At 70.9% G+C, this 22,398-nt stretch carries 27 protein-coding genes; 13 read left to right on the top strand and 14 right to left on the bottom strand.

What is annotated here, in order from left to right; genetic code table 11:
• Window positions 1-12 precede the first annotated feature (12 nt).
• On the bottom strand, window positions 13-876 hold the full coding sequence (locus AB0K35_RS15615) for an LLM class F420-dependent oxidoreductase (protein ID WP_363885832.1): 864 nt from the start codon (window positions 874-876) through the stop codon (window positions 13-15).
• 133 nt (window positions 877-1,009) lie between these two features.
• Between AB0K35_RS15615 and AB0K35_RS15610 the strand changes: the two genes are divergently transcribed.
• Window positions 1,010-1,561 carry a hypothetical protein gene (locus AB0K35_RS15610; protein WP_238666804.1) on the top strand — a complete coding sequence of 184 codons (552 nt, stop codon included), beginning with the start codon at window positions 1,010-1,012 and terminating at the stop codon, window positions 1,559-1,561.
• Between the two features lies 1 nt (window position 1,562).
• Here the strand turns inward: AB0K35_RS15610 and AB0K35_RS15605 are convergent, their stop codons facing one another.
• Both AB0K35_RS15605 and AB0K35_RS15600 read right to left on the bottom strand, forming a co-directional pair.
• Window positions 1,563-2,210 carry a response regulator transcription factor gene (locus AB0K35_RS15605; RefSeq protein WP_238666805.1) on the bottom strand — a complete coding sequence of 216 codons (648 nt, stop codon included), beginning with the start codon at window positions 2,208-2,210 and terminating at the stop codon, window positions 1,563-1,565.
• Window positions 2,207-3,307, bottom strand: coding sequence for a histidine kinase (locus AB0K35_RS15600; protein WP_363885830.1), 1,101 nt, complete (start codon window positions 3,305-3,307; stop codon window positions 2,207-2,209). Before AB0K35_RS15600 ends, AB0K35_RS15605 begins: the two co-directional genes overlap by 4 nt.
• Window positions 3,308-3,448: 141 nt before the next feature.
• Between AB0K35_RS15600 and AB0K35_RS15595 the strand changes: the two genes are divergently transcribed.
• On the top strand, window positions 3,449-4,042 hold the full coding sequence (locus AB0K35_RS15595; RefSeq protein ID WP_363885828.1) for a CDP-alcohol phosphatidyltransferase family protein: 594 nt from the start codon (window positions 3,449-3,451) through the stop codon (window positions 4,040-4,042).
• Window positions 4,039-4,509: a VTT domain-containing protein gene (locus tag AB0K35_RS15590; RefSeq protein WP_238666808.1), complete on the top strand. Its 471-nt coding sequence runs from the start codon at window positions 4,039-4,041 to the stop codon at window positions 4,507-4,509. The genes AB0K35_RS15595 and AB0K35_RS15590 overlap by 4 nt, the downstream gene beginning before the upstream one ends.
• A gap of 13 nt (window positions 4,510-4,522) precedes the next feature.
• Here AB0K35_RS15590 and AB0K35_RS15585 read toward each other — a convergent pair whose 3' ends face one another.
• Both AB0K35_RS15585 and AB0K35_RS15580 read right to left on the bottom strand, forming a co-directional pair.
• Window positions 4,523-5,176: a response regulator transcription factor gene (locus tag AB0K35_RS15585; RefSeq protein ID WP_357367295.1), complete on the bottom strand. Its 654-nt coding sequence runs from the start codon at window positions 5,174-5,176 to the stop codon at window positions 4,523-4,525.
• The gene (locus tag AB0K35_RS15580; protein WP_363885826.1) at window positions 5,173-6,333 is read right to left on the bottom strand and encodes a histidine kinase; all 1,161 of its coding nucleotides are present in this window, start codon (window positions 6,331-6,333) and stop codon (window positions 5,173-5,175) included. Before AB0K35_RS15580 ends, AB0K35_RS15585 begins: the two co-directional genes overlap by 4 nt.
• Window positions 6,334-6,464: 131 nt before the next feature.
• On the opposite strand from AB0K35_RS15580, the gene AB0K35_RS15575 reads away from it, so the two are divergent.
• On the top strand, window positions 6,465-6,866 hold the full coding sequence (locus AB0K35_RS15575) for a DUF6069 family protein (protein WP_238666811.1): 402 nt from the start codon (window positions 6,465-6,467) through the stop codon (window positions 6,864-6,866).
• Entirely contained in the window at window positions 6,863-7,318 is a 456-nt protein-coding gene (locus AB0K35_RS15570) for a hypothetical protein (RefSeq protein WP_238666812.1), read from the top strand. The genes AB0K35_RS15575 and AB0K35_RS15570 overlap by 4 nt, the downstream gene beginning before the upstream one ends.
• 29 nt (window positions 7,319-7,347) lie before the next feature.
• Here the strand turns inward: AB0K35_RS15570 and AB0K35_RS15565 are convergent, their stop codons facing one another.
• Complete coding sequence (locus tag AB0K35_RS15565; protein ID WP_238666813.1) at window positions 7,348-8,190, bottom strand: LysR family transcriptional regulator; 843 nt, start codon at window positions 8,188-8,190, stop codon at window positions 7,348-7,350.
• Window positions 8,191-8,262: 72 nt separating this feature from the next.
• Here AB0K35_RS15565 and AB0K35_RS15560 point away from each other — a divergent pair, with 72 nt between their 5' ends.
• A complete protein-coding gene (locus tag AB0K35_RS15560; protein ID WP_238666814.1) occupies window positions 8,263-9,471 on the top strand; it encodes an MFS transporter in 1,209 nt (402 codons plus the stop codon).
• Here AB0K35_RS15560 and AB0K35_RS15555 read toward each other — a convergent pair.
• The gene (locus tag AB0K35_RS15555; protein WP_363885823.1) at window positions 9,446-10,663 is read right to left on the bottom strand and encodes an MFS transporter; all 1,218 of its coding nucleotides are present in this window, start codon (window positions 10,661-10,663) and stop codon (window positions 9,446-9,448) included. The two genes, AB0K35_RS15560 and AB0K35_RS15555, sit on opposite strands and share 26 nt — an antisense overlap.
• A 132-nt stretch (window positions 10,664-10,795) precedes the next feature.
• Complete coding sequence (locus AB0K35_RS15550; protein WP_363885821.1) at window positions 10,796-11,665, bottom strand: fructosamine kinase family protein; 870 nt, start codon at window positions 11,663-11,665, stop codon at window positions 10,796-10,798.
• Window positions 11,666-11,712: 47 nt separating this feature from the next.
• Between AB0K35_RS15550 and AB0K35_RS15545 the strand changes: the two genes are divergently transcribed.
• Both AB0K35_RS15545 and AB0K35_RS15540 read left to right on the top strand, forming a co-directional pair.
• Entirely contained in the window at window positions 11,713-12,171 is a 459-nt protein-coding gene (locus AB0K35_RS15545) for a hypothetical protein (RefSeq protein WP_363885819.1), read from the top strand.
• A 42-nt stretch (window positions 12,172-12,213) separates the two neighbouring features.
• Window positions 12,214-13,578 carry a serine hydrolase domain-containing protein gene (locus AB0K35_RS15540; RefSeq protein ID WP_363885818.1) on the top strand — a complete coding sequence of 455 codons (1,365 nt, stop codon included), beginning with the start codon at window positions 12,214-12,216 and terminating at the stop codon, window positions 13,576-13,578.
• 9 nt (window positions 13,579-13,587) lie between these two features.
• Here the strand turns inward: AB0K35_RS15540 and AB0K35_RS15535 are convergent, their stop codons facing one another.
• The 4 genes from AB0K35_RS15535 to AB0K35_RS15520 form a co-directional block, all read right to left on the bottom strand.
• The gene (locus AB0K35_RS15535) at window positions 13,588-14,463 is read right to left on the bottom strand and encodes a DUF4253 domain-containing protein (RefSeq protein ID WP_363885816.1); all 876 of its coding nucleotides are present in this window, start codon (window positions 14,461-14,463) and stop codon (window positions 13,588-13,590) included.
• The gene (locus AB0K35_RS15530; protein ID WP_238666820.1) at window positions 14,460-15,050 is read right to left on the bottom strand and encodes a DinB family protein; all 591 of its coding nucleotides are present in this window, start codon (window positions 15,048-15,050) and stop codon (window positions 14,460-14,462) included. The genes AB0K35_RS15535 and AB0K35_RS15530 overlap by 4 nt, the downstream gene beginning before the upstream one ends.
• A 96-nt stretch (window positions 15,051-15,146) precedes the next feature.
• Window positions 15,147-16,406 (bottom strand): cellulose binding domain-containing protein, encoded by a 1,260-nt coding sequence (locus AB0K35_RS15525; RefSeq protein WP_363885814.1) that lies wholly within the window; start codon window positions 16,404-16,406, stop codon window positions 15,147-15,149.
• Between the two features lie 281 nt (window positions 16,407-16,687).
• Complete coding sequence (locus tag AB0K35_RS15520) at window positions 16,688-17,647, bottom strand: PaaX family transcriptional regulator C-terminal domain-containing protein (RefSeq protein ID WP_363885812.1); 960 nt, start codon at window positions 17,645-17,647, stop codon at window positions 16,688-16,690.
• Between the two features lie 93 nt (window positions 17,648-17,740).
• On the opposite strand from AB0K35_RS15520, the gene AB0K35_RS15515 reads away from it, so the two are divergent.
• Window positions 17,741-18,238: a YcxB family protein gene (locus AB0K35_RS15515; RefSeq protein ID WP_363885810.1), complete on the top strand. Its 498-nt coding sequence runs from the start codon at window positions 17,741-17,743 to the stop codon at window positions 18,236-18,238.
• Window positions 18,239-18,288: 50 nt separating this feature from the next.
• On the opposite strand, the gene AB0K35_RS15510 is transcribed toward AB0K35_RS15515, so the two are convergent.
• Window positions 18,289-18,786 (bottom strand): GNAT family protein, encoded by a 498-nt coding sequence (locus AB0K35_RS15510; protein WP_363885808.1) that lies wholly within the window; start codon window positions 18,784-18,786, stop codon window positions 18,289-18,291.
• Window positions 18,787-18,973: 187 nt separating this feature from the next.
• On the opposite strand from AB0K35_RS15510, the gene AB0K35_RS15505 reads away from it, so the two are divergent.
• The 4 genes from AB0K35_RS15505 to AB0K35_RS15490 all read left to right on the top strand — a co-directional run bounded on the left by AB0K35_RS15505 (window position 18,974) and on the right by AB0K35_RS15490 (window position 20,839).
• A complete protein-coding gene (locus AB0K35_RS15505; RefSeq protein WP_091400980.1) occupies window positions 18,974-19,348 on the top strand; it encodes a cupin domain-containing protein in 375 nt (124 codons plus the stop codon).
• A gap of 82 nt (window positions 19,349-19,430) precedes the next feature.
• The gene (locus tag AB0K35_RS15500; RefSeq protein WP_238666825.1) at window positions 19,431-19,643 is read left to right on the top strand and encodes a hypothetical protein; all 213 of its coding nucleotides are present in this window, start codon (window positions 19,431-19,433) and stop codon (window positions 19,641-19,643) included.
• Between the two features lie 253 nt (window positions 19,644-19,896).
• Window positions 19,897-20,355: a hypothetical protein gene (locus tag AB0K35_RS15495; RefSeq protein ID WP_363885806.1), complete on the top strand. Its 459-nt coding sequence runs from the start codon at window positions 19,897-19,899 to the stop codon at window positions 20,353-20,355.
• Window positions 20,356-20,422: 67 nt separating this feature from the next.
• Window positions 20,423-20,839: a VOC family protein gene (locus tag AB0K35_RS15490; protein WP_238666827.1), complete on the top strand. Its 417-nt coding sequence runs from the start codon at window positions 20,423-20,425 to the stop codon at window positions 20,837-20,839.
• Between the two features lie 84 nt (window positions 20,840-20,923).
• On the opposite strand, the gene AB0K35_RS15485 is transcribed toward AB0K35_RS15490, so the two are convergent.
• On the bottom strand, window positions 20,924-22,378 hold the full coding sequence (locus tag AB0K35_RS15485; RefSeq protein WP_363885804.1) for an alkaline phosphatase PhoX: 1,455 nt from the start codon (window positions 22,376-22,378) through the stop codon (window positions 20,924-20,926).
• Window positions 22,379-22,398: the final 20 nt, after the last annotated feature.

The following is a 22,398-nucleotide window of genomic DNA, read 5'->3' as shown; positions in this document are numbered from 1 at the left end:
CGCAGTCGGAGGTCAGATCAGGGCTGCGGCGAGGGCGCGGAACGCGTCGGCGGGGAACGACGTGTCGTCGCCGCCGTTGAGCACCTGGATCGCCACCTCGTCCGCGCCGGCCTGGTAGTGCTTCTCCAACCCGGCCACCACATCCTCGACGCTGCCCCACGGGATCAGGGCGTCGACGAGGCGGTCACTGCCGCCGGCGGCGAAGTCCTCGTCGGTCCAGCCGAATCGCCGCAGGTTGTTGGTGTAGTTCGGCAGCGCGAGGTACCCGCTCGTGTACTGGCGGGCGGTGGCACGCGCGGTGGTGGGGTCCGCGTCGAGAACCACAGCGACCTCGGGGGCGAGCAGCCGGTCGGGCCCGATTGCCGCCCGCGCTTCGGCGGTGTGCTCGGCTGGGACGAAGTACGGGTGCGCCCCGGTCGAGCGGTCGCGGGAGAGTTCGAGCATCCGCGGGCCCAGTGCCGCCAGGATGCGCCGCTCGGGCGAAAGCCCGGCCGCGTCGAGGCCGTCGAGGTACTGCACCATCCGTGAGTACGGCTTGCGATAGTCGGTGCCGCCGCTCTCCACCACCACCGCGTGGCTGGCGCCGAGACCGAGCAGGAACCGGCCGGGATGCGCCTGCTCCGCGTCCTTGGCGAACGCCGCCGCCTCGGGAGGCGACGAGTGCCAGATGCTGACGATCCCGGTAGCGACCCCGATGCGCGTGGTCCCGTCCAGGATCTCCCGGAAGCGGGGAGCGACGTTCTCGCCGAAACCACCGGAGAACCAGATTCGTGAGTAGCCGAGGTCCTCCAACTCGGTCGCGGCGTCGATGGCCGCGCCCTGACTCTCGCTAGCAAGGAAGAACGGTTGCCATACGCTGACGAGTCGTTGTGCCATAGCGCAACCCTACGACCCATCAACCGCCGACCGTGTCAGCTAGCGCTTCCAAGCCCGATGTGAACGGGCCGACAGGGCCGCCGGCAGAGTCTGTGGGGTCAAGCGCCGAGCCGGTCCACGGTAGCCTCGCGGCATGGGTTCGACCTGGTCGATGACCAAGCGGCTCAGCCTGATGTGGATATCGACTGTGCTCCTGCTTGTGCTGTTCGCGCACGGACCGCGTGTCGAGTACCTGCCGATCGAGGCGCTCACCGGCAGCGTCTGGGCGGCGCTCCTCGGCGCGGGGGCGATCCTGTCGAGCAGGTTGGCCAGGCGGGGGCACGGCAAGAGTGCCATTGGGCTGCTGTGCGTGGCTGCCCTGGTTGCCTGCGATGTGGCCGTCGTCGTCGACAGCGCGTTGATCTACGACGGGGCCGGTTACTGGACGCTCAACGGTGGTGTCGGCCTGCCGTACTCGTACGCGCCGTTGTGGTATCCGGCCTCGCTGCTGCCGGGGACCGATGTCTTCGGCATCGACCAGACGGCCATCACGGCGGGCGATGTCGAGTGGCAGGCCGAGCACGTCGCTCCGGTGGCCGTGGTGCTGACCATCGCGTCGGCCCTCGTCATCGCCGTCGTGGCGAGGGCGCTGACCGGGGGGCGGCAGGCCAGCCCGCAGCGCCGGCCGATCCGCGCCGGCGCCTGACTCACGGCGTCAGGCCGGCCTGGATCGCCAGGATGGCTGCTCGTACGCGATCGCGGCTGCCGGTCTTGGCCAGCACGTTCGTGACGTGGGTCTTGACGGTGCTCATGGACAGGTAGAGGCGTTCGGCGATCTCGTTGTTGTTGAGCCCCGCGCCGATCAGGGCGAGCACGTCGGTTTCCCGGGCGGTCAGCTGGTAGGCCGCCAACTCCACGCGGGTGGCCGGGCCGGTCGCGCGGACCCGTTCGAGGACGGCGCCGGTGACCTCGGCGGAGAGGACCGCCTCGCCGGCCGCGACGGTGCGCACCGCGGCGATCAGGTCGCGGGCGCTGGAACGCTTGAGCAGAAACCCTCGTGCGCCGGCGGCGATGGCGTCCAGGACGTAGGCGTCGTCATCGAAGGTGGTGACGACGATGACGGCCGGGGCGTGGGGGATCGTGGCCAGCTCGCGGGTGGCTTGCAGGCCGTCGAGCACCGGCATGCGGATGTCGACGAGGGCGACGTCGATGCGGGAGTCTCGACGTACGGCGTCGAGGAACTGCCTGCCGTCGGCCGCCTCGGCCGCGACCTGGATGTCGGGTTGGGACCGCAGGATCAGGCTGAAGCCGTCCCGGACCAGTTCCTGGTCGTCGGCGATCGCGACGCGGATCATGTGTTCACCGGCAGGTCGGCCTGCACCACAGTGCCGCCGCCGGGGCGGTGGCTCAGCTCCCAGCTCCCGCCGCGCGCGGCAACGCGCTCCCCGATGCCGAGCAGGCCCGAGCCGCTCGTTGGTGCGCGGGGCGGGCCGACGCCGTCGTCGCTGATCCGCAGGCGGGCGTGATTGCCGACGCGGGCCAGTTCGACCCAGGCCTGGCTGGCTTTCGCGTGGCGGGCGATGTTGGTGAGGGCTTCCTGGGCGATGCGGTAGGCGGTCAACACGCCGATCTCGTCCAGGCCCGGCTCGGGGTCCACCTGGACCCGCACCGTCACGCCCTGCTGGCGCAGCGGCTGGGCGAGCAGCTCGTCGATGTCGGACAGGCGAGGCGGGGCGCTCACCGCTATCGACGCGTCCGGATCGCGCAGGTGCACGACGAGCGTGTCCAGTTCGCTCAGTGCGGTGCGGCCACTGCCCGCGATCGCCCGCAGCGCCGCCCCCGGGTCGTCACTGAGCTGGCCCGCCTCGGCCTGCACCACCATCGCTGTGACGTGGTGGCCGACCACGTCGTGCAGCTCGCGGGCCAGATTGGTGCGCTGTTCGAGCCAGGCGGCCTGGCCGCGCAGGTCGTCGGTCTCCCGGGTGAGGGCGTTGCCGCGTGACCACGATCGCAACAGGATCGCCAGGAGGTAGCCGGCCGTCACGAAGAAGAACGGCTGTTCGTACAGCCCGCGCCCGTTGAGCAGCGCGACGCTGAGGGCGCCGGCCGCGCCGGCCAAGCCACCCACCCACCCCAGCCACGGGTGTCGGGCCGGGTCCTCGCAGACCGAGACGAACACCAGGCCGGCGGCTGCCAAACCCAACTGCACCGACTCGCCGGTGCTCACGATCGCCACGAACCCCGCGCAGACCGCGAAGACCGCGGTTCGGTAGCGGGGGCGCAGCGCTATGGCCCCGAGGCCGACCGGCAGCACCAGCCACGCCCAGCCCGCCGGCACCGACACGCCGTCCTCGACGGTGGTGACCACCGCGGCGATGATCAAAACCACCGCGGCGTACGCGAGTCGGCGCACTCGCTCGGGGTCGCGCACCAGTTCGCGGATTCCAGTCATCACCTGCACAGTCTCCGTGACCAGCCGGAAGACCGACCAGTACCCAGGTACCGGATCGGCCGGCACCCCGGTACCGCCCTCGGAACCAGATCGGCACCGTGGCACGTTCCGCGACAACGCTCACCGGACGACTCTGCGGAGGTGACTCTCGTCGACTCCCGCGCCGCCATCACCGTCGGCCCGCTCCGTACGGTTCCCAACTACATCACCGCCATCCGCACGGTCGCCGCTGTCACCGTCGGTATCGTGGCCCTCGTCTCCGGGTCGGTGGCATTGATGGCGGTATCGTACGGTATCTACTGGCTCGGTGACGTGCTCGACGGCTGGGCCGCCCGCCGGCTCGGACAGGAGACCCGCGCCGGGGCCGTCTTCGACATCGTGAGCGACCGCGCCTGCACCGCCGTACTCTGCGTGGGCCTGGTCTCCCTCGTGCCGGACGTCGCGGTCGTGGCAGTGGTCTTCCTGCTCTCGTTCCTGGTGCTGGACACCATGCTGTCGCTGGCGTTCCTGTGCTGGCCGGTGCTCAGCCCCAACTACTTCCACCTGGTCGATCGGCGGGTGTGGGTGTTGAACTGGTCGCCAGTGGCCAAGGTCGCCAACACCGCCGGCGTCATCGGCGCCATCGCGTTCGGGCAGTACCTGCTCGCGCTGGGCGTCGCCGTCGCCGTCGTCGCGGTCAAGCTGTGGTCGGTCGCAGCGGTGGTCCGGCTGCTCGAACGGGACGGCCGGGCATGAGCAGCCTCGCCGAGGCCGTGGTGGCGCTCGGCTACGGTGTGGCTTCGGCGCTCGTCCCGGTCGTCAACGCCGAGGCGTACGCAGTGGTCGCCGGTCAGCGTGCCGGCCACGCTCTCGTGGCCGTGGTCGCCCTGGCGCTCGGGCAGACCGCCGGCAAGCTGCTGCTGTTCGAGTCGGCGCGTCGCGGATCGGGACGGCTGGCCCGGACGGTCGCGAAACGGGGAAAGTCAGGTCGCGCGGCGGCTCGGGCCGCGCGGTGGACCGAGCCGATCCGGCGCTGGCTCTCCCGCCGCCGCACCGCCCTACCGACAGTGCTGGCCTCCGCCGCGGTCGGGGTTCCACCGCTGGCCGTCGTCAGCCTCGCCGCCGGCACCGCGGGCCTTCGACGCTGGGAGTTCGCCGTCGCCTGCCTCTCCGGGCGGGTGATCCGTTTCGCCCTCCTGCTCCTGCCAGCGGTGCTGGCCTGACCCCGGCTCCCCGTCAGAGGAGCCGACCGTCGTGGGCGAGCAGAGCGATCTGGGTGCGGTTGTCGAGATCCAGCTTGGTCAGGATGTGCGAGACGTGGGCCTTCACCGTCGTCACGCTCATCAGCAGCTCGCTGGCGATCTCGGCGTTGGAGCGCCCCTGGGCGATGGCCAGTACGACGTCGCGTTCCCGGGGCGTGAGCAGGGCCAACCGCTGCTGCGCCCGCTCGTGGGACTCGGCCCCCGAGGCGACCCGCTGCATGAGGCGGCGCGTCACGCCCGGAGACAGCATCGGGTTGCCGGCCGCCACCGCGCGGACCGCCTGACTGATCTGCTCGGGCGGGGTGTCCTTGAGCAGGAAGCCGCTCGCGCCGGCCCGGAGGGCTCGCACCACGTGCTCGTCGGTGTCGAACGTGGTGAGCACGATGATCTCGGGTGGCCGGTGGCGGCGGCGCAGGCGCTCGGTGGCGGTGATGCCGTTGACGCCGGGCATCCTGATGTCCATCAGCACCACGTCGGGCAGGTGCCGGTCCACCGCCGTGATCGCCGTGGCGCCGTCGGCGGCCTCGCCCACGACGACGATCCCGTCGGCGCCGTCGAGCATCAGCGTGAGCATTCCCCGTACGAGGGGATCGTCGTCCACGATGACGACCCGGATCGGAACCGTCACGTCGGCCACGGCAGCCACGCGCTGAGCTGGAACCGGCCGGCGGCGTCGACGTGGTGGTCGACCCGACCGCCGCTGAGCGCAGCCCGTTCGGCAAGGCCGATCAGGCCGGTGCCGGCGCTGCCGGTGGCGCTGCTGTCGGGCGTCGTCGGGTTGCTCACCGCGATGCTGAGGCCAGAGCCGGGCGCGCCGCCGAGCACCAGCCGGACCGGCTGACCGACGGCGTGCTTGCGGGCGTTGGTCAGTGCCTCCTGCGCGATCCGGTACGCGGTGCGGCCGACAGTCGGGGGGATCTCGACCGGCGGGCCGAGCCTGTCGTCGACCTCGATCTGTTGCCCGGCGGCCCGCGCCTCGTCGACCAGGCACGGCAGGTCGTCGAGGGTCTGCCCGGGTGGCGCGTCGGTCGGCGAGTCGGTGTCGTCGCTGCGCAGCAGGGTGATGACCTCGCGCAGCTCGTCGAGGGCGTGGTGTGCGCTGGCCCGGATCACCCCGGCGGCGGCGCTGAGCCGCTCGGGCGGCGCGTCCGGCCGGTACTCCATCGCACCGGCGGCGGCAGCCAGCAGTGACAGCCGGTGTGCCAGCACGTCGTGCATCTCCCGCGCGATCCGGCTGCGCTCCGCCGCCCGCGCCTCGTCGACCCGTCGTTCCTGCTCCTGCTCGGCCCGCCGGGCCCGGTCCCGCAGCGCCGCCAACAGGGCGTTCCGGGCCTGCGCCCAGGTGCCCCAGCCGAGCAGGGCCGCGTAGGCGATCGTCATCAGCACCAGCCGCCAGCCGTACGGCAGGCTGGGCACCGGTCGCCAGAACGCCTGCACCGCCTCGCCCGCCACGCCGACCGCCGCCACCGCCGCCGCTTGCCGAAACGGCCGGTTGCGGGCGATGAACAGGACCGCGAAACTGGCCACCGGCGTGAGCACCGGAGACAGCGCGACGAGCAGGCCGGCCAGCACGCCACCGACCTGCGGGCGGCGGACGACCACCGGAACGAGGGCCAGGGCGGCCACCGCCAGCGCGACGTCAACGCCGACCAGGCCGGCGGAGCTGGACCGGGTGGCGGACCACAGCATGGTCGCGACGAGGACGCCGATCGCCACCGTCGTCACCACCACCGGGACGGAACGCCACGTCCGCGGCGGCTTGACCTCGCACGTCGCCGCATCCACATCGCGCACGCTACTGGGCTCGCGGCGGTCCGGACCACCTCCTTTGGTAGTACGCCGAGCGGCCGGCGGACGTACCCGCTGCGGCGTCTCGACCGACGCGTCCGGCCCGGCCCGGTCCGCAGACTCAGGCCATGACGAACAACCTTCTCCTGGGACGGGCCGCGGTGGTGGCCGGCGCGACAGTGGTGGCGGTGGTCGAGTTCGCGCTGCTGAACTCGGCGGCCGGCGTCGACCTGGCGGTCAGGTCCGCAAACTCGACCCGGCAGATCACCGTGGCCGCTGTCATCGTGGCCACCGTGGTCGCGGCACTGGCCGGCTGGGCGCTGCTCGCGGTGCTGGAACGCCGCACCAACCGCTCCCGCGTCTGGTGGACCTCGATCGCGGTCATCGTGCTGCTGCTGTCGCTCGTGGTCGGGCCGCCGAGTGGCGTCGGCGGGGGAGCGAAGGCGACCCTCGCTCTGCTGCACCTGAGCGTCGGCGTCATCCTCATCCTCGGCCTGCCCCGGTCACGTCCGGCAGGGGCGAACCGATGACCACGCTGACCGTACGCAAACAGGACGGGGCCTTCGTCCTCGACTCCGGGGCGCGCGCGTCGCTGCGTACCGGCTGGACCTGGCGGTGCGGCGAGATCCGCACCGGCACCGGCCGCTGGACCGTCGCGCCTACCGGCCGCCGACGCATCGGGTTCACCGCCCAGGGCGAGTACGGCGTGCCGGTGCGGCTCGATCCGGGCCGGTCGCACGTGCCGGGGCCCGGCGGGGTGGCCCGCTGGTCGCCCGGCCGCTGCGGCGGTGAGCTGGTACGCGACGGGCACCGCCTCGCGGTACGCCTGCCCGGCCGGCGCGGCGGGCCGATCCGCGTCGAGGTCACCGGCGAGTGGGCCGAGCTGGAGTTGGTGGTGCTCACCGCCTGTTTCGCGCTGATGAGTCAGCGGCGGCGACGCACCCTGATCGTGATGGCTGTCGTCAGCGCGGGCAGTGGGTGACCGCCGGCCCCGACGGTGAGGGTGAGTGCTCAGACGATGCGACGGAGCACCGTCTCCACGGCATCGATCAGTGGATCACCCTCGGTCCGGGGGTGCCGGGCGAGACCGAACTCGACGTCCGGCAGGGCGGGCAGGGCATCAGTGTCGCGGCAGATCATGACCGGTTCGAGGTTCGCGGGCATGAGCGCCGCGACGCCGAGCCCGGCCCGTACCGCGGCGAGCACCCCGACCAGGCTGTTGCTCTCGAAGGCCACCCGCCAACGCCGATCGGCGGTCTCCAGCGCGTCCAGCACCGACGTACGCCAGGAGCACGGGTTGGAGAAGAGCACCACCGGCAGCGGATCGGCGCTCACGTCCACACCCTGCCCGGTCGCCCAGACCAGCGGGGCGCGCACCGTCCAGCGCGGCGGCCCGGGAATGTCCGGTACCGCGTCCAGCACGAGTTGGACGCGGCCCGTGTCGTAGGCCTCCCGCATGGCGACGTTGGAGCAGCTGAGCACCTCCAGCGTCGCGCCGGGGTGCAGCCGGGCGAGGTCGGCGAGGGCCTGCGGAAGGTGGGACGCGGCGAGGTCTTCGAGCAACCCGACGCCACAGTGGCCGGTGAGCGCGCGTCCGGTTTCGGCGAGTGCCTGTGCGGAGAGCGAGAGGATGCGTTCGGCGTACGGCAGGAGTTCCTCGCCCGCCCGGGTCGGCGAGACACCAGACGACGACCGGTGCAGCAGTGGACGACCGACGACGCTTTCGAGCTTGCGTAGCTGCTGGCTGAGGCCGGGCTGGGTCTGCCCGAGAGCGGTCGCGGCACGGCTGATGCTGCCCTCCCGCACGGCGGCGACGAACGACCGCAGCAGGGCGGTCTCCAGGTCCTTTGCCATAAGAAATCATTATGCCAGCCTCAACGAAATCGAGTCTTCTTATGGCGGGCGGACGGAACTAGCGTCAACCGGGTGACCAGCTACCGCCAGGTGCTCGCCGTGCCTGGGATGGCACCGCTGCTGGGCGTCTCGTTGCTCGCCCGCACCGCGATAACGGCCGACGTGATGGCGCTGACCCTCGTCGTCGTCCTCGGCCTGGAGCTGAACTACGCGGCGGCCGGTGCTGTCGCGGCGGCCCTGACCGCCGGAGTGGCGCTGGGCGGGCCGCTGCTCGGCCGCATGATCGACTCACGGGGCCTGCGCCTCGTCCTGCTGGTGACCGTCACCGCGCAGGTCGTGTTCTGGCTGGGTGTGCCGGTCCTGCCGTACGGGTTCCTGCTGGTCGCCAGCTTCGTCGCCGGCCTGTTGATGGTGCCGGCCCAGGCGGTGAGCAGACAGGCGATCGCCGCGATGACGACGGCGGAACAGCGCCGGGCCGCGTTCGCGCTGGAATCGGTGCAGGGCGAACTGTCGTACATCGTGGGGCCGGCGGTGGTGATCCTGGGCGCGGCGACGGTGTCTCCCGACGTGGTGGCGTGGGGGGTCGGCGCCGCGATCCTGGCCGGCGGCGTCGGAATCGCCGTGCTCAACCCACCGATGCGCGGTCAGGACGAGGCGGACGCCGCAGCGGCGGAACGACCTCCGCGCCGGCAGTGGCTGGACGCCAGGATGATCGCCGCTCTGACGATGGCGTTCGGGACGACGACCCTGCTCAGCGGCGTCGACCTCGCCATCGTCGCCACCCTGCGGGAGGCAGGTCAGGTGTCCTGGGCAGCCGTGGTCGTCGTGGTGTTCGGCGTGTCGTCGGTCATCGGCGGGCTGGTCTACGGCGCGCTGACCCGGCCACTGCCGACCTGGCTGCTGCTCGGCCTGCTCGGGCTCGTGACGATCCCGGCCGGGCTGGCCCGCGACTGGCAGTGGTTGTGCGTGGCCGTCGTCGGCAGCGGGCTCCTCACCGCGCCGACCCTCGGCACGGTGGCCGACGCGGTGAGCCGGTTGGCGCCACCCGGTGTGCGGGGCGAGGTCATCGGTCTGCAGTCCTCGGCGCAGAGCGCCGGCTTCGCGCTCGGCGCCCCGCTGGTCGGCGTGGCGATCGACCTCTCCGTGCCGGCGGGTGGCTTCGCGACGGCCGGCCTCGCCGGCCTCGGCGCCGCACTGACCGGATATCTGCTGTCCCGCCGCCCGCCCGCGCGGACAGCGCGAACGAGCACGCCGATCAGCGTCCAGACCCGCGTGCCGTAGCTGAGGGAGGAGCGACGGTCGACGCCAGCCCGACGACGCGGCCCCGACGCGCGTCCACGGCGAGCAGCGTCAGGGCGGCCAGCGTCAGCAGACCCCCGGCGAGCGCCAGCGGGCGTGCCCCCAGGGCGGGCAGGAGGGCGCCGCCGAGCAGTGATCCACCGGCGATGCCGGCGTTGAAGGCGGTGCTGACCCCGGCCGACGCGATGTCGGTGCTGCCCGGGGCCAGTTGCAGCATCCGGTTCTGCACGGCGGAGCCGAACGCCGCGTACGCGAGGCCGATCCCGGCGAGAAGCGCTACCACGCCCGGTTTGAGCGCGCCGAGCGCGTAGAGCCCGAGCAGCGAGGCCGTGCCGATGCCCAACGGCGTCAGCAGCGAAGCGATCGGCTGGGTGTCCAGAGTCCGGGCCGCGACCAGGGTGCCGACGACACCGGCCGCGCCGGAGACGAACAGCAGCGGCGCCAGCACCGCGTCGGCGAAGCCGCTGACGTCGAGCAGGAACGGTGTCACGTAGGTCTGCAGGGTCATGAAGCCGCCGATGCCGAGGGCGGTGGCGATCAGCAGGACGGCGAAGCGCCGGCCGTCCGGTGCGCTGCCCCGGGCGGCGCCGCCGGCGGCCGGGGGATAGGAGGGGAGAAGGAGCAGCACCGCGGCGGCGATCGCCAGACCGATCCCGGCGAGCACAGCGAACGCCGCGCGCCAGCCGGCTTGCTGCCCGAGCCAGGTGCCCAGGGGTACGCCGAGCACCGGAGCGAGCGTCGCCCCGGTCGCGAACAACGCCACCGCCCGACCACGCACCGCGACCGGGAAGGGCCCGATCACTGTCGCCGTGGCGACGGACCAGAACAGCGCCTGGGCGAGGGCGGTCACCAGGCGGGTGCCGGCCAGCACGGCGTACGTCGGCGCGAGCGCGGCGGCTGCGTTCGCGGCGGCGAACAGGAACATCGTGACACCGAGCAGGTGCCGCCGGGGGACCCGCTGGGTCAGTCGGGTCAGCGGTACGGACGCCAGCACCACCACGATGGCGTACCCACTGACCAGCAGGCCCACCTGCGAGCGGGAGCGGTCCAGATCGGGTGCGATGCGGGTCAGCAGACCGACCGGCAGCAGCTCGGTAGTGATGAACGCGAACGCGGCGAGCGAGAGCGTGACGAGCACCGCCCTGGCCCTTCGCGGCGACACCTCCGGTGCCATGGCCCCACCCCCCCAGTGAAGTGGTCACCGTAACGAGGGCCTGACCTTGGGCCGCTCGCGGGCCTCGACGGAGGTGGACCACGTTGACGGAACAGTCCGGCCGCTCGCCGCGTCCGGCGGCCGGGCCTCCGGTCAGGTTCGGGTCCGGAACGGGGCAAGGACGGCGCGGATCTGATCGGCAGCGCCCCAGTCGTCGTCGAACTGGGCCAGCACCGCGAGGTGTTGTCGCAGCTGGATGACCGGCATCCGGGCCTCCCAGCCGGCGTCGAGCACGGTCAGCTCCGCGTAGACCTCGAACATCCGTCGTGCCTCGGGCGGGGGCGAGGTGGACCACACGTGCGCGAGGTCGACCTCGGCCCACAGGTACGACACGGCCGGGTCGATCAGCGCCGGCTCTCCGTCCGCGGTGGCCAGGACGTTCTGTGCCCACAGGTCGCCGTGCGTCAGACACGCCGGACGCTCCGGCAGCAGGTCGGGCAGCCGGTCGCAGAGCCGTTCCAGCGCCGACCGGTCCTCCGCGTCGAGCGCCGCCCCGACGCGGGGCTCGTCGAGCCAGCGCAGCAGCCGGTGCTCCGCGAAGAAGGCGAAGCCGTCGTCGTTCCACGTGTTGACCTGGCGGCGACGGCCCAGCCAGTTGTCGTGGTGCCAGCCGAAACGGGAATGGGTGGTATTCAGGTGCAGGTGTGCGAGCACGTGTGCGAACTGCTCCCAGAAGGCCTCGCTGCGCGGCCTCTCGCTCAACACCGACAACACCAGGACGTCCCGGTCCGCCAGGATCACCTCGGGTGTCGCCACACCGCCCAACTCGCGCAGGGCGGCCAGCCCTTCCGCCTCGGCGACGAAGACGTCGTCGGCCGGCGGGTCGTCGAATGCCTTGACGAACACCGGCGGCGCGTCCCGGCGGGTGGCGATGCCGGCGAGCGCCGCGAGCCCGCCGGTCACCGGCCGCACCGTGACGACCTCGCGCATACCGGCCAGGTGCAGACGCTCCAGCAGGGTCACGGCACGCTCCTCAGGTCCGGCGTACGAGGTCGTCCGATCCTATGTGGTTGATCACGGCTCGCCCTGCCGGCGGCGGGGGCGTTGGACACTGCTGGGCATGGGTCACGTGTCGGTGGATCAGCAGCGGCCGGGTCGAGGTGGTCTCCGGCGGCGCGCACTGGGGCGGGGGACTGGTCGTCCCGGCCCGGGACCTGGCAGTGATCGGGCAGCTCTTCCTGGACCGCGGGTCCCGTGGCGGGACCCGGTTGCTCAGCGCCGAATGGATTGAGCAGTCCTGGGCCCCGTGCCCGGTCAAACGGGAGTACGGCTATCTGTGGTGGCTCAACGATGAGCAGGTGCCGTGGCCCGGAGCCCCGACGACCGGCCGCAGCGCCCGGGGCAACGGAGGACGACACCTGCTGTGGGTCGACCCGGCCCGGGAACTGGTCCTCGTCTCCCACTGGACCGAAGAACCGCTCGGTCTGATCCGGGAGGTTTCTCGTACCGTCACGAGCCGCACGGGATGACCGGAGTTGATCCGGCGGTGGGCGCGGTCGAGAATCGACGTCGTGGATCTACCTCAGGACTGGGTCTCGCTGCTGGGCGAGCTTGACCGGCAGGTGTCGTCCGGGCGGCTCTCACCGGACACGACGGCGCTGTCCGAGCTGATGAGCAGCTACGACGTGCCGGGAGTCAGCATCGCCGTCGGCCAACTGAGCGGGCAGGTCCGGGCGGCAGGGTTCGGCGTCACGGCGGCCGGGACGTCAACTCCGGTGACCGCGAGCACCGCCTTCGCCGCCTGTTCGATCAGCAAGCACGTCGCCGCGTTCGGCGCGCTGCGACTGGTCCAGGCCGGTGTCCTGGACCTCGACGCCGACATCGGCGATCACCTCACCTCGTGGCACCTGCCCGGTCGGGAAGGCCAGCAGGGAGTCACGGTACGACAACTGCTGGCGCACACTGCCGGACTGTCCGACACCTGGTACCGCGGCTATCTTGCGGATCGTGCCCCGTCGCTGTTGCAGGTCCTGGAAGGCAGCGGCACGACGACAACGCCACCGGTTCGGCCGACCCTGTTACCGGGTAGCCGCTTCCGGTACTCGGGCAGCCACTACTCGGTGCTCCAGCAGGTGATTGTGGACGCGACCGGAACCCCGTTCGAAGATCTCCTGCGAACTCTGGTGCTGGAACCGCTGGCCATGGTCGACAGCAGCTTCGACAAGCAGTTTCCGCACCAGCGACCGGATCAGGTGGCGCATGGCCACCACGGCGGCGGCACCAGGATTCCTGGCGGCTGGCGAACGCAGCCGGAGCTGGCCGCGGCCGGGCTGTGGAGCACCCCGACCGACCTGCTCCGGCTCGACCTCGAAATCGCCCGGGCCGTCGCGGGAGGTTCGAAGCTGCTCGACCGCGACCTGGCCACCCAGATGTGTACGCCGCAGATTCCTGGCGGCAGCTACGGCCTCGGTACCGAACTCGACGACCGCGCCGAGCGTCGTCGTTTCGGGCACACCGGGTTGAACGTCGGCTACACCTGCTTCTCCTACGTCTGGCCGGACAGCGGCATCGGGGTAGCGGCGATGACCAACTCCGAAGATGGCTGGGAGCTGCTGGTCAGCATCCGCGCTGCCGCGGACCGTCGCTACGCCACCGCCAGAATCACCGCCGCGCCGCCTGCGGATGTCACGGGCCGTTACGTGCTGCGCGACGACTACCCAATCGACGTCGCCCTCGCCGACGGCCAACTGACCCTCGCCGCCGCAACCCAGCAACCGGTTGTCCTCCTGGCAGGCCCGGACGGTAGCTACCGACACCCGGACCTCGATCTTGAGGTGCGTTTCGTCCGGACCGACGACCAGCCCCACGTCCTCGAACTGCGCCAGGAAGGGGTCACGCAGACCGCGAGGCCAGCAACCGGGGGGCACCTGGAATAGCCACCTCTGTCAGGGTCGGTTGTGGACGAACCACGCGTCACCGGCCGCTAGGGCGACGGCGACCTCCCACTGGCTCAGTTCGAGATCCGGAGCGAGCGCCTTGAGCTGACCGGCGGCAGCCCACGCCTCGTCACCCGGCGTCGGGCGACGACCCACCTGAAACTGGAGCATGGTGCCCCACGACGCGACCAGGCGGGCGTCCCACCGGTGCCGCCACTGCGCCAGCACCTCGGCGAGCCGCTGCTGCTCTTCCTCGGTGAGCGCACCGTAGAAGTCCACCCAGTACGCGGAGGCACGGACGTCGCTGGTGGGCAGCAACATGAGCAGGACGCTGTCCGGCGTATACCAGTAGTCGGTCTGCGTCACGAGCCGCACGTTGCCAAGCACCTGGGCGTGCAGGTCGGCGTCGGCGAGCAGCCGGTCGTACAGCGCCCGCTCCAGCACCGGGAGTGGTGTCGGCAGCACCACATCGGGCACCAGGGCGGTCAGGTCGACGCCGGTCGTGCCACGCGCGTAGAACTCGATCTCGTCCTCGTCGACCTGTTGGTCCACCCTGTGGTGGCGGTAGGTCAGCCAGGGTTCGGAAGACGCCGCCGCCTCGACGAACGCGCGCAGCTCCGACTCCGACGGGCCCTGCTCGGGCTTGGACCGGATGGTCAGCGCGTCGTCGAAGTCGTCGGTGGCCATGACAGGTCGGCGTCCGATGACCGGCACCAGCGCGTCGGCGGCCTGCCAGACCTCGTGCAGCCGATCGGGGTCGACGTCGGCGACGAGGAGGGTGCCCGACGGGCCGTGCCCGATCGGCAGGCCGGCCAGTGGCGTGCCCACGAACGCCGCTTCGATCCGGGCGAGCTCGTCTCGCCCGTCGATGGGTTCGCCGATCACGCGAAGTGGTCGGCCAGCTTGGTCAGCTTGCTGACGTACGCCGGCCAGTCGTAGTCGTCGGGGATGTTGGTGTTCTCCCGTCGAAGGCCGATCGTTGTGTCGTGCTGTTCGCGGATGATGTCGGCGTGCCCGGCGTGACGGGCGAGATCGCAGGTCACGTGGATGATGATCCGCTGCAGGGTCACGTCCTGCGCACCGGGCTGCCACCACGGCACCTGCCCGGGCGCGTCGAGCGGCAGCTCGTCGATCGTCTGGTCCGCGAACGCGCCGACCCGGCGGTACAGGTCGATCAGCCCGTCCTTCGTCTCGTCCTCCCGGGCGTACCAGTCTGCCTGGGGGTCCTCGTCGAACGCCTCCATCGGGACCAGCTCGTCAGGGGTCGGGAAGTCGCGGCCGAAGGTGGGCCCGAAGTAGCCGGCTTCGACATTGAGGCAGTGCTTGAGAATGCCCAGCAGGTTGTTGCCGGTCGCCGTGCGGGGCAGCCTGACCTCACGTTCGCTGAGCCCGTCGAGCTTCCAGATGAGGTCTTCGCGGGTCCCGCGAAGGTAGACGTGCAGCGCGGCCTTCGCATCGCTCAGATCAGCCATGCCGGCCAGTCTTCCCTATCCGTCGGGCCGTCGCGCACCCACGGCGGGCCGGTGCCGGGGCACCGGCCCGCCGAGCGAATCGATTTGTCTGGGGTGTCAGCTTCCGGCGCAACTCGCTGTGGCTCCGCTGCCGCTGCCGGTGCCCTGGAATCCGAAGCTGGTGGCCTGACCTGCGGCCAGTCTCCCGTTGTAGCTCTGGTTGGCGACGGTGATGGTCCCGCTGGTGCCGCTGCTGACGCCGTTCCAGAGCGAGCTGACCGACGCGCCGCTCGGTAGGGTGAGGGTGACCCGCCAGCCGGTCAGCGCTGTGGATCCCGCGGTGACGCTGACGTTGGCGACGAATCCGCCGTTCCACTGGTCCTGGACCGAGTAGACAGCGGTGCAGCCGGGGGTGCCGGTCGGCGGCGGTGTCGTCGGAGATGGCGTGGTCGGCGGCGGCGGTGTCGTCGGAGGTGGCGTGGTCGGCGGCGGCGGTGTCGTCGGAGGTGGCGTGGTCGGCGGCGGCGTGCCGTCGTCGAGCGTCAGGTTCTTCTGCTGGACGCTCCACTGGCTGCGGCACAGACCGCAGTCGGCGCCGACGAAGTTGCGGCCGGCGGTGGTGTCACCCTTCAGTCGCCATTTGAAGTAGAGAGTCGCCACGCGGCCGAACTCGCCGCCGTTGGCCTGGTCGTAGGTGCCGCCATGCCCGACGTTCAGGTTGCCCATGAACGCGGGCAGGCCGGCGGGCAGCTTGCCCCAGTCGTCGATGGCGTTCGGGTAGGCGATGTCGCTGGGCCCGCCGACGAAGTAGGCGATCGGCTTGGTCAGTCTCCTGAGCTGGTAGTCGTCGGCGTCGTTCAGCAGTCCGCTGCTGAAGATGCCGGTCGTGGTGACGCGCGGGTCGTTCGAGACGGCGTACGCCTCCAGGCCTCCGCAGGAGAAGCCCGCGACGGCGACCTTGCTCGTGTCGATCTTGTTGTAGTACTTGCTGCCCTGCCGGGAGTTCTCCGCGACCGCCCAGTCGATGGACTGGGTGAGCATCTGGGAGGTGGTGGAGCCGGAACCGTTCGGGGCGCCGTTGGCGATGGCGAGGAAGCCGTGGGAGGCGATCTCGCGGAGGAAGTTGCCCTGGGAGAGGCCGTTGGCCGAGCAGCCGCCGTTGCCCCACACGACGATGGGCAGGCGTTCGGACGGGAGGGTCTGCGGTCGGAAGATGGTGTGGTTGGCCAGGGTGGCCGAGGTTTCGTAGTCGGCGGGGTAGGGACCGGAACCGCCGATGGCGGCGGACGCCGGTGTCCCGCCGAGCGCCATGATCACGGAGGTGACCGGGACGATGGCGGCAGCCAGCCCCGCGTAGATCTTCGCTCGCCTTCTCATTGAACCCTCCAGGAACAGTCACTGTGGCGCTCCCCGCGGTGGCGGTTGTGTCACTCGCGTCCCGACGAGAGTGGTCAGCGCTGGCCACGGGTCTGGTCGACGGGGCGCGTCGCGGCCTGAGTGGCGGCCGTGCCCTCGGTCGCCACTGCCCGCTCATTCAGCGCCGGCGACCGCCCGGCCGCGGTCCCTACAGGCGCTCCGATGGGAGCTGTATGCAGTTACTATCACTGTCGCAACGAAAAGTGTCAATGTCTGGTTGGCTCTGACCGGCCGCGACGCCGTCAGCCGGGACGTGGGCCGCTGCCGTGGTTTCCGCCGGTCGGCTCGGGCCGCGATGGATCCCTCGACGCCTGGAAGTGGGTGATCCACGAGGCGGCATCCGGCCAGTGCGGAGTTGCCACCTCGACCAGACGCGCCTGAGCGAGCGAGCCGAGCGTGGTGTGGATGTCCAGGAAGGTCTCCCGGGCCTCCTGGCGGGGCCAGGGCTCCGGCAGCAGGTGCGGTGGGAGGTCCGGGTCGATGTCGGCGAACTTCCGCCAACAATCCATCGCGGAGGTCCGAGCCACCAGCGCCCGGGCCGGCTCCACCTCCCCGGTGCGTGCGGCTGCCCGCAGCTCCGCGTACTGCTCGATGAAGTCCGAGTACGCCGAGGCGAGCCTGGTCAGGTCGTACGCGGAAGCCGGGCCGTGTGGCCCTGCCTCCTCGTCGAACCGGGCGTGCAGGACCGACCATCGGGCACCCTCGACGTGCTGCAGCAGCGCGTGCAGCGCCTCCCGTGCCGGCGCGGCGTCGGATCCCGGCCGGATCCACACGCTGTCGTACAGGCCGACGAACCCCAGTGCGGTGAACGACCTGCGGAGCGCATGACGCGACGCCTGGCCGGCGTTCGGAACGGAGAAGGAGGCCAGCACCCATTCGCCGGTCCAGGGCGCCGGGTGGGAGCCGAAGTTCAGGAAGTGCCGCATCCGGGAGCGGTGCTTGGCGATCGCCTGCGGCGTGAGGTGGTAGACCGGCGATCGGCCCTTCCTCCGCGTCGCGATGAGACCACGTTTGACCAGCCGGGACAGCGCGGCACGGGCGCTGGACTCGCTGATCCCGAACTCCCGCAGAATCGCGATGACCGCCGTCGACGGCAGGTCGGCGTCGGAGGAGTCCAGGTACTCGCCGAGCACCGTCGTCAGCAGATGCTGCGGGCTCGACCCCGCTTGGGCCCGGGGCACTCGGACGTCGTCGGCGTTCACCTCATCAGACTGCCGCACCCGGATGCCCGTGCCTTGTCAGGTGCGGCGGGGCAAGGCGCCTTCCGGGGCGGGTGGAGGCACTATCGTTCTGGCGTGCACATCCGCTTTGACGTTCCGGCCGATCCCGCCTACCCGAGCCGGGTGGCCGCTGCCCTCGGCAACGTCCGGCTCCGCAGATTCGGCTACATCGGGGCGGCCCTGACGGCGGTCGGGGTCATCGGTCTCGTCGTCTCGCGGGGGTTCGGGTGGGGCGAGCGGAGTTCGCCGCTGTGGACCGCGCTGGTGGTGGCCGGCGTGCTGTCGATGCTGTACCGGCCGTGGGTGCTGGCGCGCGCCCGACGCCGTTCCGGTAGTTACGCCGTCGAGGGCGCCTACGACATCACCGATGACAACATCATGATGCGCAGCGGTTCGGAGTCCGGCGGCATCGCCTGGGACGGGGTTGCCCAGGTGCAGGACGCCGGCGACTTCTGGGTCGTGTACGTCGGCCGAATGCCGGCGACCGTGATCCCCCGCTGGCTGATGTCCGCCGAGGATGCCGAGACGTTGCGGGCCTACATGACCGAACGAGGGCTGCTGCCCCGTCGCTGAACTCGGCTGCCCGCAGGCCGCCGGGGATCGGACTACCGCGTCCTGGCCGGTCACGAGGGGGCGCTGAGGAGTACCTCGTACTGGTAGAGATCATCGTTGGTGCCGGTGTGCCGGAAGCCGGCACGTTCGAGGGTCCGCCGGGAGGCGACGTTGTCGGCCGTGGTCTCGGCGACGACGCGGGACAGCCCGTGTGCGGTCGCGAGGTCGAGCAGGGCGGCGAGGGGCTCCGCCGCGTAGCCGTTTCCCCGGGCTGACGGGGCGAGGCCGTAACCGACCTCGATGCGTCCGTTCTCCGGCTGACCCTTGAAGCCGATTCCTCCGATGGCCTTGCCGTCGGCGGTGCGGGTGATCCGGTAGTGCCCGAATGGACGTCGGTCGCCGTAGGCGGCGGTGGCGGCGAGAAAGCCCCGCACGCCGAGGATGTCGCCGTCGAACGGGAAGTCCTCGGCCCAGTCATCCCCGGCCCCGGCGCGCCGCCCGACGATGCGTTCACCCTCCGCGGTGTCGATGGGGTGCAGGCGCAGTCGCGGCGTACGAAGCTCGGTCACGGGCAACAGCGAAACAGTCCTCAGGAAACAGCACAAGCCGATTTACGCGCCCCGCACAGGCCGGCGTCGTGGAATCGAACCTCCGTGTCGGCATCCCCGCCCCTAACCGTCTGCGGCTACCTATCCTCGACGGGGATGCACCAATCCGAGTAATGGCCGTCGGCCCGACGGCTCACAGGAGGCCGTGATGAGCACCAAGGATCGACCGGAGGGGATCAGCCCCACAGCGGTGGAGTCAGCACCAGGGCTGTGGCGGATCGATCTGCAACGGCACGACCTCAGCATTCCCGGGCGAGAGGTCATCCAGACTCGGGTGGAGTTCACTCCGGATTCGCCACCGTTCAAGCATTTCCATCCCGGCGAGGAAATCATCTGTGTTCTGCAGGGAACGCTCGAATATCGGCTGGAGGGGCAGCCACCCATGGTGTGTAATCCCGGCGACGCGCTCACGGTCCCATACGGTGTGCACCACCAGGCCCGCAACGTTGGCGACGGTATCGCTGTCGAACTGGCCACGTACGTCGTTGAGAAGGGGAAACCACTTCTCACCAAGGTGGAGTGAGATCACCGCCCCCGGCTGACGGCGGCGGCCTGATCCACGCTGCACCGTTTACGCGATTGGCGCCTCGGGCAGAAGGCACACCATGACGAATGAACGGGTCAGGTCTGTCGGTGGCTACACCATGCGGATCCTCGGCGTGCTGGCGATCGTCGTGGGCGTGCTGGGGATCGTCTCCAGCCTCTCTCAAGGCAACCTCGTCGGGGTGATCCTCGGCGTCGTCTTCATCGTCGGCGGGGCGTTCCTGCTCAAGCGCTCGGGCGCGACGCCGACGCCGAGGCCGCGGAGCACGCACTGACGTCTGCGGGGTTCATGGACGCCGTGGTCGTGGCGACGCTCGACCACGGCGACCGAACCCCAGGGCATCATCGGGCCGGTCCGAATCCTGGTCAGACCGTCGCCGAGTCGACGAGCACGTCCGTCGTAGCCCTGCACCTTGACGATGATCGACCGTCGGACCCGGCCCAATGGCCCTGGGCACGCTCAGCCTTCACCGTGAGCACTGTCGCGCCGGCAGACAGCGGCGTCGATGGCTCGCATATCGTCGCCGGGTGACCGACGAGCAGACCGCAGAAAACGTCCTCGATCGCCTGCTCCTGGCGTTCGCGGCGCAACTGCAGACGTCGGAGGGGCCGGCCCTGGCGGCCGGTGCGGTCGAGGCGCTCGCCAATCTGAGCAGAGCCGAGGCCGACCTGATCTTCGGCCAAGCGGGCCATCTCGTGCACTACGGTGCGGACACCGCCCCGCTGGAGACTCTCCTCGACGCGATCTCGGCGGTTCAGCGCGGTGAGGCTCCGGACGGCGCGGTGCTCAGGCCCGGCGACGACGTGCGACTCGTCGGTGAGTTGCCCGAAAGCCTTGTCGGGTACGACGAGACGTGGCTCCGCTCAACCGTGTTCGTCGTCCGGTACGTGGGGAGGGACGCGACGGTCGACGTGCAGTCGGACCTGACCGAGGATTACGTGATCACCACGGTGCCGGCCGCCAGCGTGACGCCCTGGCGGAGGTAGCTCACCCGTGCTCAGGATGGCGGGGTACGGGAAACAGCGGGGGCAGCGCGACTCTTAGAGTGAACGGATGTCGGTCAAGCAGGTACAAGTGACTTTCGACTGCGCCGAACCTGTGCGCGTCGGTCGTTTCTGGTGTGAGGTGTTGGGGTACGTCCCGCCGCCTCCTCCGGAGGGGTTCGCCTCCTGGGACGATGTCAATTCCGAGCAGGGTTCGTGGTTCGCGTGCAGTGACCCGTCGGGAGTGGGCCCGCGCCTGTACTTCCAGCGGGTGCCCGAGGGCAAGGTCGTCAAGAACCGGGTGCACCTCGACGTGCGGGTCGGCACCGGGCTCGTGGGCGAGGAGCGCCTGGCCGCACTCGAGGCCGAATGCGCGCGGCTGATCCCGCTCGGCGCGGTACGCGGGCAGTTGTTGCTCGCCGACGGCGAGAACGAGTCGTGCCTGAACATGGAGGACGTCGAGGGCAACGAGTTCTGCCTCGACTAGTGCCGCCTGCCGCGCGTCTCCTGAGCGCGGCCGAACCTGATGGGGGCCAGGCGAAACCGCCTGGCCCCCGATGTGTGGGCTCGGTCAGCCCAGGTACTTCTCCCACGGACCGGTGATGGCCAGGGTGAGGCCCGGGTCCTGCATGTTGACGAAGAGCACCTTGCCGTCCGCGCTGAAGGTCGGCCCGCAGAACTCCGAGTCGTTGAGCTGGTTGCGGGCGATCGCGTACGTGGGCCCGCCCGGGATCGTGCTGAGCACGTGCGAGGCGCCGGTGCCGTCCTCGGCGAGCACGAGGCTTCCCCACGGAGTGACTGTCACGTTGTCCGGGCCGTCGAAGGTGAGGTCGGTGTACTTGACCGCCGCACCCTCCTCGGACTGGGTCTGGTGCGGGAAGTACGTCACCAGCTGGATGGTCTGGTTCCTGTAGTTGTAGAACCAGACCATTCCGTCGTGCGGCGCCGCGTCCGCCGGCAGGTCACCCTCATCCCAGGCGTACGAGTTGACCACGTACACGCCCTCGTCGGTGGCCCACACGCCCTCGAACTTGCGCCCGCGGGTGACCTGACCGTCGGCGAACTGCTCGCGCACCGACGTGGTGCGCGCGTCGCGGTCCGGCACCTCGATCCACCGGACCGGGAAGGGGCGACCCAGTTGGGCGGAGGTCAGGTACGCGACGTCCGGCAGCACCGAACCGTCATCCATGATGATCTGCATCGCGGCGAGGACGCCGGCGTTCGGTGCGAGGCGGGTGAGCACGCCCGGGCCCAGCTTGACGCCGTGTGGCGCGGTCCAGCGGTAGAAGAGGCCGTTGGGCTCGTCGGCGTCCTCGGAGAGGTAGATCCGGGTGCGGTCCTTGTCGACGGCCAGGGCCTCGTGGGAGTAGCGGCCCAGGCACTTGATCGGCTTCGGGTCGGCGCTGCCGTCGGCCCACACCTCGAAGACGTAGCCGTGGTCCTTCTGGTAGACGCCGGACCGGCCACCCTCTTCCCACGTGTCGCCGGCCCGGTCCTCGGTCTCCTCGCAGGTGAGCCAGGTGCCCCAGGGGGTCGGCCCGCCGGCGCAGTTGGAGATGGTTCCGGAGAGCGCCACGAACTCACCGAGGTTGCGGCCCGCGAGGTCGGTCCTGATCACGGTGCAACCACCGGCGTCGACGGCGCCCGCGTCGTAGACCGTGCCCTTGACGTGCGGCACGCCGAACTCGGCGCCCGGGTCGATCTCGTGGTTCTGGATGAGGGTGTACCGGCCGTGGCCGGCTTCGTAGACGGCCATGCCGTCATGATCCGACGGGGTAACGCCCTGGCCGCGGTCGAGTCGGGTGACACCGGTCCGGGTGACCACTGTGTAGCTGAAGCCCTTGGGTAGGGCCAGGATTCCCCTGGGGTCGTCCACGAGCGGCGGGAAGGGCACGTTACCGGGCTTCACCGGCGGGTGCGGCCGGGCCGGGCTGGCCTGGGCCAGGGACGGCAGGCCGCCCGCGACGGCAAGGCCGACGCCGGCGGCGGCGCCACTGGCGAGGAAGGTACGACGAGAGGAAGGCACGTGGATCAACTCCTGGTCCA

Origin of the sequence: Micromonospora sp. NPDC053740 (genome assembly GCF_040677775.1) — a bacterium.
GTDB classification, from domain to species: domain Bacteria; phylum Actinomycetota; class Actinomycetes; order Mycobacteriales; family Micromonosporaceae; genus Micromonospora; species Micromonospora alfalfae.
Note: the sequence above shows the minus strand (reverse complement) of the source record. Positions and strands in the feature narration are given on the sequence as shown.

Excerpts from the sequence above, each read along its gene's own strand:
- AB0K35_RS15615 (WP_363885832.1), bottom strand. The coding sequence starts at position 876 with ATGGCACAACGACTCGTCAGCGTATGGCAACCGTTCTTCCTTGCTAGC.
- AB0K35_RS15610 (WP_238666804.1), top strand. The coding sequence starts at position 1,010 with ATGGGTTCGACCTGGTCGATGACCAAGCGGCTCAGCCTGATGTGGATA.
- AB0K35_RS15605 (WP_238666805.1), bottom strand. The coding sequence starts at position 2,210 with ATGATCCGCGTCGCGATCGCCGACGACCAGGAACTGGTCCGGGACGGC.
- AB0K35_RS15600 (WP_363885830.1), bottom strand. The coding sequence starts at position 3,307 with ATGACTGGAATCCGCGAACTGGTGCGCGACCCCGAGCGAGTGCGCCGA.
- AB0K35_RS15590 (WP_238666808.1), top strand. The coding sequence starts at position 4,039 with ATGAGCAGCCTCGCCGAGGCCGTGGTGGCGCTCGGCTACGGTGTGGCT.
- AB0K35_RS15575 (WP_238666811.1), top strand. The coding sequence starts at position 6,465 with ATGACGAACAACCTTCTCCTGGGACGGGCCGCGGTGGTGGCCGGCGCG.
- AB0K35_RS15570 (WP_238666812.1), top strand. The coding sequence starts at position 6,863 with ATGACCACGCTGACCGTACGCAAACAGGACGGGGCCTTCGTCCTCGAC.
- AB0K35_RS15565 (WP_238666813.1), bottom strand. The coding sequence starts at position 8,190 with ATGGCAAAGGACCTGGAGACCGCCCTGCTGCGGTCGTTCGTCGCCGCC.
- AB0K35_RS15555 (WP_363885823.1), bottom strand. The coding sequence starts at position 10,663 with ATGGCACCGGAGGTGTCGCCGCGAAGGGCCAGGGCGGTGCTCGTCACG.
- AB0K35_RS15530 (WP_238666820.1), bottom strand. The coding sequence starts at position 15,050 with ATGGCTGATCTGAGCGATGCGAAGGCCGCGCTGCACGTCTACCTTCGC.
- AB0K35_RS15525 (WP_363885814.1), bottom strand. The coding sequence starts at position 16,406 with ATGAGAAGGCGAGCGAAGATCTACGCGGGGCTGGCTGCCGCCATCGTC.
- AB0K35_RS15505 (WP_091400980.1), top strand. The coding sequence starts at position 18,974 with ATGAGCACCAAGGATCGACCGGAGGGGATCAGCCCCACAGCGGTGGAG.
- AB0K35_RS15500 (WP_238666825.1), top strand. The coding sequence starts at position 19,431 with ATGACGAATGAACGGGTCAGGTCTGTCGGTGGCTACACCATGCGGATC.
- AB0K35_RS15490 (WP_238666827.1), top strand. The coding sequence starts at position 20,423 with ATGTCGGTCAAGCAGGTACAAGTGACTTTCGACTGCGCCGAACCTGTG.